The organism is Colwellia marinimaniae (assembly GCF_002207865.1).
GTDB lineage: Bacteria > Pseudomonadota > Gammaproteobacteria > Enterobacterales > Alteromonadaceae > Colwellia > Colwellia marinimaniae.
Map to the genome: position 1 here is coordinate 43,923 of NZ_BDQM01000010.1, position 13,102 is coordinate 57,024.

Sequence of the window (13,102 nt, forward strand, 5' to 3'; positions counted from 1 at the left end):
GGTAATCGCGGAAAACCGCCGATAAATATTAATTAAAGTGTGACTAGCTACTTAGTTAAACGCACTATTCACTGCGCAGCGATATCACCAAGAAAGTGGCTCCGCTAAGGTTAACGAGCTGTCAAGTTCATGAGAAACAACATTCACTATTTTTAATGTCCCCTCATGATCTAACACATGATAAATAGCGGTAAAGTCGGCAAAGACTTGCCCCTGGCCATCGATAAAATCCCAATCTATGCACACTAAATATAACTGTTTACTCACTTGCATAAAAGAAGCTTGCTTGGCAATAATATTACTGGTGCAAGCGTCTTTAAGCTGAGTAAAAATAGTAGAAAATTCTTGCTGACAATCGGCTTGACTGGCGAGCAGTACTATTTTATCAGGTGTATTTAGTGTGCATGGTAAGTGATAACAACCGCTCACCCCTTCAATATCACAGTGTAAAAATGCATTTTGATAGCGTTTAAAAAGCTGCTGTAATCTGATAGAAATCTGCATAAAACCCTCACTCTTGCTGGTTGAAATGAACCAAATTGTGTTGCTGCAACTTGTTTTAGCTTAAAAAAAAGCCCTCAATTGAGGGCTTTCATTATAATACGATATTTACTTGATGCTTAATAATTCAACTTCAAATACTAACGTAGCATAAGCAGGAATACTACCTTGTGAACCGCGTTCACCGTAAGCTAAATCATAAGGAATAGTTAATTTCCACTTGCTACCTTCAGTCATTAACTGTAATGCTTCAGTCCAACCAGCAATAACGCCTTTTACAGGGAACTCAGCCGGTTGGCCACGGTCAACTGAACTATCAAAGACATCACCGTTAGTAAATGTACCGTGATAATGCACAGATACAGTGCTATCTGCTGATGGCTTTTCGCCTTCACCTGTTACTAATACTTCGTATTGTAAACCAGACTCAGTAACCGTCACTTCATCACGTTTAGCATTTTCGGCTAAGAATTTTTCGCCTTCAGCTGAAGCTTCTTTAGCAACTGCTTGTTCTTGCTCTTCTATTTTTTTAGAAACCACAGAAAAAGCTTCGTTTAGGTCTTCATCTGAAACTTGGCTAGTAGCATCAGCTAATGCATCAGAGATACCCGCTTGTACCGCAGTGATATCAAAATCTTTAAAAGGGTTGTTGCGAAGTTGGTCACCTAATTGACGACCTACGCCATAGCTAACACGTTGTTCAGTAGTATCAAAATTCATCGGTATATAAACTCCAGACTATCAGTAGTCTTTAAAATGATTAATTTGTTTTAAACGCTTAATTAAAACTTATGATTAAAGTAAGCAAAATTAATCGAAGGTTTAAAAATTAGCGCGATTCTAGCATAAAAGCTCTAATGCGAACAACTTGAAATTAGCGCGTAACAAGAGTAACGCCCTCTATTTTTGAGCTCTAGATATGAAGCTAATCATCGCAGTTGAAAATAAAAAGCTAGTAACTTGATGTTACTAGCTTTTCAAATTACATGGGTTCTTAAAAAAGGGGTAACTTATTTATGATGCGTTAACATTTCATCAAAGGTAATCGTTATTTGCTCTTCCACCTTAGGGGAGAGTTTACTGACCAGATAAATAGCCAATGAACAAACCACAAAACCTGGCACTATTTCATACATAAGTGCACTAAGTGTTTGGCCATTGATGGTAATAGGTGCATAAATCCAGATAAGCACGGTTACCGCACCACTGACTATGCCGGCTAATGCGCCATTTCGCGTCATACCTTTCCAATATAAACAGCCAATAACAACAGGACCAAACGCGGCACCAAAACCGGCCCAAGCATTACTGACTAAACTGAGAATACTACTATCACGGTCATAAGCTAAATAAATAGCCACTAATGCCACCAGAAAAACTGAAATCCTACCCACTAATACCAGTTGTTTTTCACTGGCATCTTGATGTAAAAAGGCTTGATAAAAGTCGCCGGTAAGCGAGCTAGAAGTCACCAGTAACTGTGAAGAGATAGTACTCATTATTGCCGCTAGTATTGCAGCCAATAAAAAACCTGCAATGAGTGGGCTAAAGAGTAACTGTGATAAAACAATAAAAATGGTTTCGGGATCATCTAGCTTTATCCCTGTTTTAGCCACATAAGCAATACCGGCGAAACCTGTTGCCATCGCGCCAATAATCGCAACTATCATCCAAGTCATACCAATACGACGCGCGGTTGGCATATCTTTAACACTACGAATAGCCATAAAACGCACAATAATATGCGGCTGGCCAAAATAACCTAAGCCCCAAGCCATAGCGGAAATAATACCAAGAGCACTAACGCCGCTAAAAACATTTAATAGCTCAGGGTTTATCGCGGCAATAGTGTTTTGCATTTCGGCTATGCCGCCAACTGCATTTATCGTAACAATAGGCACTAATACTAAGGCGACAAACATAATACAGCCCTGAACAAAGTCGGTTAAACTTACCGCTAAAAAACCGCCAAATAAGGTATAAGCAACCACCACACCAGCGGTAACATATAAACCGACTTCGTAATTTAAACCAAAAGAGCTTTCAAATAATTTACCGCCAGCAACAAGACCGCTAGAGGTATATAAGGTAAAAAATACCACGATGACCAGAGAGGATACTATGCGTAATAAGCGGGATTTGTCATTGAAACGATTTTCAAAAAAATCAGGTAAGGTAATTGAGTCATTCGCTATTTCGGTATAGGTTCTTAAGCGTGGCGCGACCACTACGTAATTAAGAAACGCACCGATAACTAAGCCAATAGCAATCCAAATACTACTCAGGCCACTAATATACATAGCGCCGGGTAAACCCATCAACATCCAACCACTCATATCAGAAGCGCCCGCCGACAATGCTGCAACACTTGGCGATAAACTGCGGCCACCTAACATATAACCGGCAACATCACTGGTTGATTTTTTGTAAGCGTATAACCCAATTAAGATCATGACGACAAAATAAAGTGCTAACGAAATTAAAGTACCTAGAGCCAAAGTAATTACCTGTAATATGTAAAGTTGTTAATCAGTAAGCTCGCTAACCTAGCAAAAATGACGGCATAAATAAACCTTAGTCAAGTAAGTGAATCTAGTCCTAAACTATCGCGAATGTAAACTGCTAACGTTAATGACAGGTAAATAAGAAGAAAAATACCGCTAAAAACGTAAACTAATTCAAAAAACTAATGCAAAAAAAACCGCTATACCATATATTTAATAGTAATTAACCTATAGAGCCTGAGCTAGTTAACGACATTTATGAATTTTTATGCTGCAAGACAACCAATATTAGATAAAAGTAAAAAACTGTTTGCTTATGAATTGCTTTTCAGAGATAGCATAGACAATGTATTTCCTGATATAGATGGTGATGAAGCGACTAGCAAAATAATTGAAGCTACCCAATTTAATATGGGCATCAGTGAGTTTACCGGTAATAAAGCGGCCTTTATCAACTTTACTCTTGAAACCATGGAGAAAGGTTACCCTGAAATGCTTCGCCCCGACGAGGTAGTGGTTGAAATTCTTGAAACAGTGAAGCCAGGAAAAAAACTGCTGGCGCTCTGTAAAGCATTACACCAAAAAGGCTACACTATCGCGTTAGATGATTATGAGCACAAAAAGGTTTGGGCACATTTCTACCCTTATATAAAAATAATCAAAATTGATATTCAGCAAAGCAGTATTGATGACATTATAGAAGTCCTTGCTGCCATTAAAGATCACCCTCATATTAAAATGTTGGCTGAAAAAGTAGAAACCTATGAAGAATACAATGAAATGCTGCAACTCGGCTTTGATTACTTTCAAGGGTATTTCTTTGCCAAGCCTGAAATGATAAAAACTAAAAGTTTATCGCCATCACAAATAGCGATGGCCGAGTTACTTTATGAAACGTCTAAAACTGAACTTGATTTAAACAGTATCACCCGGGTGTTTGAACGCGATGTTTCGCTGTCTTATAAATTATTGCGTTATGCTAACTCCGCTATTTTCAAACGCCGCAACGAAATATCTACCATTAAACAAGCGTTAGTCATTTTAGGCTCTAGCGAATTAAAGCGATTTATTGGTTTAATGTTTGCTGTTACAGCAAATCCAGATAAACCTTCCGAATTAATTAACATGGCCATGACCAGAGCAAAATTTTGTGAATTGGTAGCCAAGGACATTCGCTCACAACTTAATGAATCAATAGCCTTTTTAATAGGGCTATTATCAATGATTGACGCTATATTAGATGAAGATATGGCTACCGTATTAGAAAAGCTACCGCTATCAGCAGAAATTAAAGAGCCGCTACTAACAAAAAAAGGCCTTATGGCGGCCATTATTAAATTAGTTGAATTTATCGAGCATGCCCAGTGGGATAAAACCACTTTGGTCATGGAGAAATTAAAGCTCGATAAAGATAAAGTGATCGAGCATTACAACCAAGCCCTTGCTTGGGCCGATGAACAAACAAAAACTACGCTTGAGCATTAACTCGCTTAAAGCACTATTTACTAGCAGAAAGCAATGCACTTTACCTCGCTGATAAGGTCAACTATTGAATAGTTTACCTTTTTTATCGCCGGTCTTTTTCTAAAAACATTTAGCCATCTAAACATCCACATTGACAGGGCCGATTTTACTTTTATAATGCTGTCATCAACTTATTTTATGCAGCTCTGTTATGACCAATAAAGATAGCCCGCAAGAAAACTTATTTGCCCTACTGCCATTTGCCATTTTTTTAGGGCTTTTTCTCGGTACCGGTATTATTTTAACGCTACAAGGGGTAGATTTTGCTTTTTATCAACTGCCGGCAAGCATTGCTATTATTCCCGCCATTATAGTGTCAATGGCCCTAGGCAAAATTTTATTTAAAAGCTCTATCGATAAACAAGTGACACAATTTATCAGTGGTGCTGGTCATGCCAATATAACCACCATGTGCATTATCTATCTACTTGCCGGTGCCTTTGCCGTGGTAGCTAAATCAACAGGCAGTGTTGATGCCAGTGTGCAACTCGGTTTAGCGGTATTCCCGGATTATTTACTACTACCTGGTTTATTCCTGGTGGCCGCTTTTTTATCTACCGCCATGGGCACATCAATGGGTACCATTGCCGCTATTGCCCCTGTTGCTCTTGGTTTTATTGAATCGGCAAATTTAGATGCCGCCTTAGTTGCCGGCTGTTTAGTTTCCGGCGCCATATTTGGTGATAATTTGTCAATTATTTCGGATACCACCATTGCCTCTACGCGCAGTCAAGGCGCGCACATGAAAGATAAATTTCGGGTTAACTTTAAATTTGCCATTCCTGCGGCCTTGATCTGCTTGATAATATTTTCAGTATTAGGTGGTGAGGTGAACCATGAATTGAACAGCGAGGCGGCAGTTGCTGGTTTAATTCCTTACGTGGTCATTCTGGTATTAGCCTTGATGGGGGTAAATGTTTTTGTGGTCTTAATCTTAGGTATTATTTTAGCCGCGGCCATAGGTATGGTCAGCAATGGTTATCAATTATCGGCTTGGCTAAAAGATATCACTGCCGGCTTCGCCAGCATGCAAGACATCTTTATATTATCTTTATTTATCGGTGGTTTGAGTGAGCTTGTACGTCAACAAGGTGGCTTATCCGCTTTAACGCGAGTGATAAAAAACCTCGCCAGAAAACTAACACCTAATAATAACAAACGGGCTGCCGCTCTTGGTATTGCTGGACTGGCCTTCGTTTGTAATTTTTTTACTGCCAACAATACAGTATCCATTATAGTCACCGGGGATACCGCTAAAAACCTTGCTACTGATGGTGGCTTATCCCCAGCTGAATCCGCCAGTTTACTTGATGTGTTCGCTTGTATTAACCAAGGTATATTACCTTATGGCGCGCAGGCGCTATTACTTGGCGCAACGTTACAGATATCACCACTGTCGGTAGCAAGTCATGCCTTTTACCCTATGGTACTGTTTTTTGTCGCCGGTTTTGCTTTTTGGCGATTAACGCGTAAAGCTATATAGTCACACCATGCTCGCTAAGTAATGCCACCAAGGCATCCTCAGTAAGTATCGAGATACCTAAGTCTTGCGCTTTAGTTAGTTTTGAGCCGGCCTTATCACCGGCAACAACAAAGTGGGTTTTCTTCGAAACACTGCCAGACACTTTCGCGCCTAATGATTGCAACGCTGTTTTTGCCTCTGCTCTGCCCATTTGCGTTAACGTGCCCGTTAAGACAAAAATCTGCTCGTTAAGAGGTAACTGCTCAGCCGATTTCATTTCGATAGTAGGCCAATTCATCACCGCGCTTAGCCCAGCAACCACAGCTAAGTTATGCTCTTCTTTAAAGAAGTTAATGATATTTCTCGCGACAATTTCGCCGACATCGCTGACATCTTGTAATGCTTCAAGGGATGCACTTTCAATGGCCGTTAAGGTATAGAAATGATTCGCCAAGTTAGCTGCCGTTGCTTCACCTACTTCCCGTATACCTAAGCCATAAATAAATTTCGCTAAGCTGGTACTTTTTGCTTTTTCAAGGCCAGCGATTAAATTAGTCGCTGACTTCTTACCCATGCGCGCCATCATACTGACCTGAATTTCGGTCAGTTTAAATAAATCAGCCGGGGTATTAATCAAATTTTCATCAACAAGCTGCTCAACAAGTTTATCGCCTAATCCGTCGACATCATGGGCTTTTCGAGAAGCAAAGTGTTTAATCGCTTCTTTTCGTTGCGCCGCACAAAAGAGCCCCGCCGTACACCTAAGTACCGCTTCACCATCTGGTTTAGCCACCGCAGAGTCACACACGGGACACGTGGTCGGAAAGACAATATCTAGGGCATTATCCGGTCGTTTATCCACTACCACACTAACAATTTGCGGAATAACATCACCCGCTCGGCGAATAACGACGGTGTCATTTATTTTCAACCCTAAGCGAGTAATTTCATCTTGGTTATGTAGGGTCGCATTAGAAACCGTCACGCCACCGACAAAAATAGGTTTTAACCGAGCCACTGGGGTAATGGCGCCGGTACGTCCAACTTGAAACTCAACATCTTCGACACAGGTTAACTCTTCTTCAGCTGGGAATTTATAAGCAATGGCCCAACGAGGCGCACGTGCGACAAAACCCAAGCGTTGTTGTAAAGATATATCATCAACCTTGAATACGGTACCGTCAATTTCATAACTTAAGGCGCTACGTTTAGCCAAGATATCCTGATAAAAACCATCAGCTGCTTGTTCATTGGCCAGTAAACGTACTTCTGGACACATAGGTAAACCGAGTGTTTTAAGCTGGCACAGCCTTTGGTGATGTGAGTCGGCAAAGAATTCATGGGTTAAGTCTTTGCTTTCGCCATTAGCAGCGGTGAAATCACCAACAAATCCTAAACTATAGGCGTAAAAGGCTAAATTACGCTTAGCGGTGATTTTGGAATCAAGTTGTCGTAGGCTGCCCGCAGCGGCATTACGGGGATTAGCAAAACCTTTGTCACCACGTTTGTTAGCCAGTTCATTTAAGGCATTAAAGCTGGCTTTAGGCATAAAAACTTCGCCACGTACTTCAACAATACTCGGAAAATCTTTACCTGCTATGCCCCTTAATTTCAGTGGAATGGATTTAATGGTACGTATGTTGGTGGTAATATTTTCACCGACACGGCCATCACCACGTGTAGCTGCCTGTACTAAAATGCCTTGCTCATACCGTAAACTTACCGCTAAGCCATCTAATTTAGGCTCAGCACAAAAAGCCAAGGACTGATCGCTATTCAACCTATCTTTGACACGCTTAACAAAAGCATGAAAATCATCTAGAGAAAAGACATTATCAAGGGAAAGCATTGGCTGTTGGTGAGTGACTTGAGTAAAGGATTTTAAGGCTTGCCCACCAACTTTTTGGCTAGGTGAATCAATGGTCTTTAGCTCAGGGTTTTCAGTTTCTAAAGCAATTAATGCGTTCATTAAGCGATCATATTCAGCATCAGGTACGCTAGGTTGATCTAATAGATAATATTCATGATTGTATTGATTAAGCTGCTGTTGCAATTGGCTAATTTTATCTTCGGCATTTGACATAAAAATAATTCACTAAGGTTGATAGTTTACATTATGGCAACTCGGTTAGATTGAATAAGAAGCTGACACAAATAGATGAAAGGTTATAAAGAAAATAAAAACGGGCCAAAGGCCCGCTAGAATAGTTAGATGACTAACCCTACTTAGGATTAGCCTACTAGGGCAATACGATTTTTACGATCAAATTCTCTTATTTTACTTAAGTAGTGTTGCTCAGTTTGTTTAGTCATGACATTGCGTTTGTCATCGATAACCTGGCCATTAAACTCTTGCGCTAACTGCTTAGCGGCATTGAGCATTTGTGCAAAAACATAAAAAGGGTCACCGGCATTAGGTAAGGTCATAAATAAACTGACACCCCGGGTGGCGAAGCTTTCCATGGTATCTAAGTCGAAGGCCCCTGGGTTCATGATGTTAGCTAAACTAAAGGTCACTTTACCGTTACCGGCATTATCTTCGTGGCGATGAAAAATATTCATTTCACCATATTTAAGGCCTAGGGTCAGTAAACTTGGTAGTAATGCGGCACCAAACATTTGCTGATTAGCCGGCATGACCACAGATAAAATAATGACTTGTGGCTCTATTTGAGTTTTAACCTTGTTAGCTTCAATAGCACGTTCATTTAGCTGATTATCAAAATCTTTTTCAATTTGCTCACGTTTTAATGACGCTTTTGGTATCACTTTATTAACTTTCTTAATGGGTGTACGTGTCGGCTTAGCTTGTGTAACCGGTTGATCATATAAAGGTTCAAAATGGATCGTTGGCTCTATCGGCTCTTGCACCACACTAGCATTGGCTGACTTACTTGCAGGTGTTAACTCATCACCTAATTCACCTTTAGAAAATTGACTGCTCTTATCTTCTATAGAGCCTTCTTGAGAATTTTCTTGAGCATCGTCTTTAAACCAGTCATCTTCAAGGCAGTTATCTAATGGTTGAACTACGCTATTCGCAACTTTTTCATCTTGGCCTTCAGTAACCTGGCCAGCAAGTTCACTTAACACATCCTTTTTTATTAATATTTGGCTTTTAGACAGGTCCTCGGGTAACTGCACACCTGTGGTCAAAACATGCTCAGCTACAGCCTCATCGTCAAGGTTTAGTGGGTCATTTACTACACTAGAGGTAACTTTTATCTGCCCTACTCCATCTTGATCAAAACCTTTACCATCAAAGTCGCGGGTAATTGGCTCAACCTTATTTTTAGATGTTTGTAGTTTATAGGGATTTTTTTGTTTTCTTATTGTCCATAAGCCATGAATAAATATTGCGGTAATAACAATGGCGCTAAGTATAATTAAGACGTTTCTGAAGTTATCTTCCATTTCCAGCCTGCTTACTCTCTTGATTGCTGTTTTTTATGCGAATATTATCGCTATATATTAAAGGAAACTTTAGCAGAAATTTAGGCGGTTTGTAACAAGTTAATCGGGTAATAGTATGAAAGAATGTATTATGCCCGTTACCAATCAAGCTGCATTTTGCATGGTAAAGAGTATATACTCACACGAAGAATAACAGTCAGTTAGGATCAGTTTAACCCCCATGTCTCATTCATCTAAACAAGCACCTATTACACACAGTGGCGCCAGTTACTTTTTACAAGGCTTTAGTCTGATAAGGCAAAAAGGTGTCCGTCGTTTTGTACTTATCCCTCTAGTAATCAATACACTACTGTTTAGTATTGCTTTTTATTTTGTCTATCTAGAGTTTGCTAGCTATATGACCAGCATTATGGCTTGGTTACCTAGTTGGCTGGATTGGTTAACTGTCATACTGTGGCCTTTAGCGGTACTTACTATCCTGGTGATTTTTTCATTTGTCTTTAGTACTGTTGCCAATTGGCTGGCAGCACCCTTTAATGGCTTATTGTCCGAAAAAATGGAGGCGATTTTACGCGGACAGCAAGCGCCCAAGGGCGAGATGCTCGACATAGTTAAAGATATTCCAAGAACATTGACTCGAGAATGGCAAAAATTGAGTTATTATTTACCTCGTGCTCTTGGATTTTTCATTATGTTGTGGATTTTACCCATTTTAGGCCAAATTATATGGTTTTTATTTATTGCCTGGATGATGGCAATACAATATAAAGATTACCCCTTTGATAATCACAAAGTGCCTTTTGCCAAAATGAAGGAAATATTAAAACAAAACCAAGGACTGAGTTATAGCTTTGGTATCACAGTTGCGGTATTTTCAATGATCCCCATAGTAAACCTTATCGTTATGCCTGTGGCCATTTGTGGCGCTACCGCTTTATGGGTGGATTACTACCAAGACAAGGTGTAAACCCTATAACAATCAAAGCCATTGCGCTAGGTACTGCGCTTTATGGCTTTTTTTATGCTATTTTTTTATGCTGATATCGCGTTAGTGCTAAAAATCGTATATATTTAAATGATATAAAAACAAATATGAACGGAAGTGACTTAAATGAAAGTAAAACAAGCTGTTAAGCATTTTACCTTACTAACTATGACGCTAGTTGCTGTTAGTGCTTGCTCTTCAACACCAGATATTGAAGAGCAACCTACGCAAGCCGCAGTTGTGGTCGAGCCTATTATTGAAGAGTTTTTCATTGAAGAGCAAGAAGACGTTATCAGTGCGGTGATTAATAACGGGGTTATTGCTATCCCAGTGTTAGCAGATGCGCAAATTTTTGCTGAGTTTAGTGACGCCCTACCAGCCGTAATGAACTATTTCACCAATGCCAGCGAAGCACAAGTTATCGAATTTTATCAACAAGCCTTCGGCGCTTCATATTCACAAGAGCGTAAACGCGACCGATTGACGCTGAAATATCAAGAGGGGGAAGAAACCATGCGTGTGGTTATTTCACAACAAAATAAAAAGCGCCAAGTCGATGTGATTATTGAAAGTAAGATGTAATATCACTGCTAGCTAACGTGACTAAATAATAATGACGCAACTAAAATAAAAAAAGGGCTCAATGTTTTCACATTAAGCCCTTTTTTATCGCGTATTTTTCATCTAGCTTTTATTGAGCAAGATTTCCCTCAACTATTTCAATACACTATCAACACTGCCTTGTGCTAAGCCGTGGTAGCCTGGGCGCGCTTGTTGATAAACTTCAATAGCCCATGCCTTATTTTCTGCTTGCTTCGCTAGTTCTTTGTACAAAGGCACAATCAGTTTACGACGACCTATACCCTTCAGGTATTTAGCCATTTCGGGGTAAACCTCCTTATAACCAACGCGAATTGATAATAAGTACCAAGCATGAGCAATTTCAGCATTTTTACTTGTGGTTAAGTTAAAGGCTTTATCTAAGCTGACCATGCGCTCTTGATTAACATCAAGCGGTAAGTTGTTGATGAAGTGCAACCATTCATGCAAAGTCCATTGAGCGGTAGGTAATTCTGCCAAAGTTAACTCATCAGCAATGAGTTGTGTAATTTGCTTATCAATAACGGTAAAAGCATCAGATATAGGCTGTGGCGCATAACTTGGCAATCCGGCCTTGAAAATCCACTCATTGATTTCGCTATCGCTAACAATATTAGGGTACTTATCGGTTAAGTTAGCTTTTAAGTATTTAATAAAGTTTTTGGTACCTATGCTTTGGAAAGCATGGCTCTCAAAATACTCGAGGACAAAGGCATCAAAACGTTCACGACCAAACTGCTGTTCTAGGTACATTAAGAATAACTGACCTTTAACATAAGGCACACCCGAGAAGGCATCATCCGGATCACGGCCTTTTAAATCGATATAAAGCTTAGTATCACCTGGGGCAAGTTCTAATAATTCAGCATTTAAATCTTGCACACCAAGCGCTTGTTCCATTACCGCACGCTCAGTACCAAAGACGGCTTCCATAATGCGATTTTCAACATAACTGGTAAAACCTTCGTTTAACCAAAGATCACGCCAGCTTTCGTTAGTAACCAAGTTACCTGACCAAGAATGAGCAAGTTCATGAGCAATTAAGTTAACTAAGCTTTTATCACCGGCAACCACGGTTGGTGTGATAAACGAAAGACGTGGATTTTCCATACCACCAAAAGGAAAGCTTGGTGGTAACATCAACAAGTCGTAACGACCCCAACGATATTTACCATACATTTCTTCGGCTTTATCAATCATCGCTTGAGTATCATCAAATTCTGCAACGGCCGCATCTAAAATATAAGACTCGGCATAAATACCTGTTTGATGGCTCATCGCTTTAAACTGCAGATCACCGACAGCAAGGGCAATTAAATAAGGAGGAATTGCTTGTGGCATTGAGAAAAAATAGTCGCCATCTCGCTCAGTACCTGGTTCATTATTAGCACTCATTACCGCTAATAAATCTTTATCGGTAGTAATACGTGCAGTGTAAGTTACTCGAACACTCGGGGTATCTTGAATAGGAATCCAAGAGCGGGCATGAATGGCTTGGTTTTGACTAAATAAAAATGGTTTTTCTTTACCCGCCGTTTGCTCAGCCGATAACCATTGTAAGCCTGAAGCTTTTTCAGTTGAGTGATAGTAGATACGCACTTTTTCAGCGTTAAACTGGGTATCTATGGTTAGTTTGCTACCTAAAACGTCATCACGCTTGGCAAGTTTATAATTAACCTTTAGCCACTGACCTTGCCTATTTTTTGCCATAATGCGGTGGATAACAAGATCGCGAGTATCCAAAATCAATGGCGTTTTGTTATCGCTCATCCAATCGAGTGAAAGTTCCGCAAAACCCGACAAAGATTTTTTATCAAAATCGACATTAAGATCAAGATATACATGAGTCGCTTTAACTTGGTCATAATTAGCGTAAGTATATGTATCCGTTAGTTTAGACACTTTAGCGTGTTGAGGTTCTACTCCTTCATGCGCCCACGTAATTGGCGCAACTGACACTGATAAAGTGCCGAGTAACAAGCAAAGTTTTGAAAAATGTTTCATGACATTTAACCCTTTAAAATAAAAAATTGTACTTTTACCATTTTACATAAAAAACATGCACACTAAGCATGACAGGGTCGACATTAGAATAAACAAAGCCTTGCCTAT

General features: G+C 39.8%; 10 protein-coding genes. 4 read left to right on the forward strand and 6 right to left on the reverse strand.

The window, feature by feature from the left end; all coding sequences use genetic code 11:
- Positions 1 to 84: 84 nt before the first annotated feature.
- From MTCD1_RS08005 to putP, 3 genes are all read right to left on the reverse strand, one after another.
- Entirely contained in the window at positions 85 to 504 is a 420-nt protein-coding gene (locus tag MTCD1_RS08005) for a DUF6841 family protein (RefSeq protein WP_057181498.1), read from the reverse strand.
- A 105-nt stretch (positions 505 to 609) separates the two neighbouring features.
- Positions 610 to 1,221 (reverse strand): BamJ family beta-barrel-assembly machinery protein, encoded by a 612-nt coding sequence (gene bamJ, locus MTCD1_RS08010; RefSeq protein ID WP_057181499.1) that lies wholly within the window; start codon positions 1,219 to 1,221, stop codon positions 610 to 612.
- A gap of 290 nt (positions 1,222 to 1,511) precedes the next feature.
- Positions 1,512 to 2,999: a sodium/proline symporter PutP gene (putP, locus tag MTCD1_RS08015; RefSeq protein ID WP_058027372.1), complete on the reverse strand. Its 1,488-nt coding sequence runs from the start codon at positions 2,997 to 2,999 to the stop codon at positions 1,512 to 1,514.
- A 264-nt stretch (positions 3,000 to 3,263) separates the two neighbouring features.
- On the opposite strand from putP, the gene MTCD1_RS08020 reads away from it, so the two are divergent.
- Both MTCD1_RS08020 and MTCD1_RS08025 read left to right on the forward strand, forming a co-directional pair.
- Positions 3,264 to 4,490, forward strand: a complete 1,227-nt coding sequence (locus MTCD1_RS08020) for an EAL and HDOD domain-containing protein (protein WP_057181501.1) — start codon at positions 3,264 to 3,266, stop codon at positions 4,488 to 4,490.
- Between the two features lie 190 nt (positions 4,491 to 4,680).
- Positions 4,681 to 6,012, forward strand: a complete 1,332-nt coding sequence (locus MTCD1_RS08025; RefSeq protein ID WP_057181502.1) for a Na+/H+ antiporter NhaC family protein — start codon at positions 4,681 to 4,683, stop codon at positions 6,010 to 6,012.
- Here MTCD1_RS08025 and ligA read toward each other — a convergent pair.
- Both ligA and zipA read right to left on the reverse strand, forming a co-directional pair.
- Entirely contained in the window at positions 6,005 to 8,074 is a 2,070-nt protein-coding gene (ligA, locus tag MTCD1_RS08030; RefSeq protein ID WP_057181503.1) for an NAD-dependent DNA ligase LigA, read from the reverse strand. The two genes, MTCD1_RS08025 and ligA, sit on opposite strands and share 8 nt — an antisense overlap.
- Before the next feature lie 149 nt (positions 8,075 to 8,223).
- Positions 8,224 to 9,405: a cell division protein ZipA gene (gene zipA / locus MTCD1_RS08035; RefSeq protein ID WP_057181504.1), complete on the reverse strand. Its 1,182-nt coding sequence runs from the start codon at positions 9,403 to 9,405 to the stop codon at positions 8,224 to 8,226.
- A gap of 220 nt (positions 9,406 to 9,625) precedes the next feature.
- On the opposite strand from zipA, the gene cysZ reads away from it, so the two are divergent.
- Positions 9,626 to 10,372 carry a sulfate transporter CysZ gene (cysZ, locus tag MTCD1_RS08040; RefSeq protein ID WP_057181505.1) on the forward strand — a complete coding sequence of 249 codons (747 nt, stop codon included), beginning with the start codon at positions 9,626 to 9,628 and terminating at the stop codon, positions 10,370 to 10,372.
- Between the two features lie 144 nt (positions 10,373 to 10,516).
- Positions 10,517 to 10,972, forward strand: coding sequence for a hypothetical protein (locus MTCD1_RS08045; RefSeq protein WP_057181506.1), 456 nt, complete (start codon positions 10,517 to 10,519; stop codon positions 10,970 to 10,972).
- 132 nt (positions 10,973 to 11,104) lie between these two features.
- Here MTCD1_RS08045 and MTCD1_RS08050 read toward each other — a convergent pair whose 3' ends face one another.
- Positions 11,105 to 12,994 carry a M1 family metallopeptidase gene (locus MTCD1_RS08050; protein ID WP_057181507.1) on the reverse strand — a complete coding sequence of 630 codons (1,890 nt, stop codon included), beginning with the start codon at positions 12,992 to 12,994 and terminating at the stop codon, positions 11,105 to 11,107.
- Positions 12,995 to 13,102: the final 108 nt, after the last annotated feature.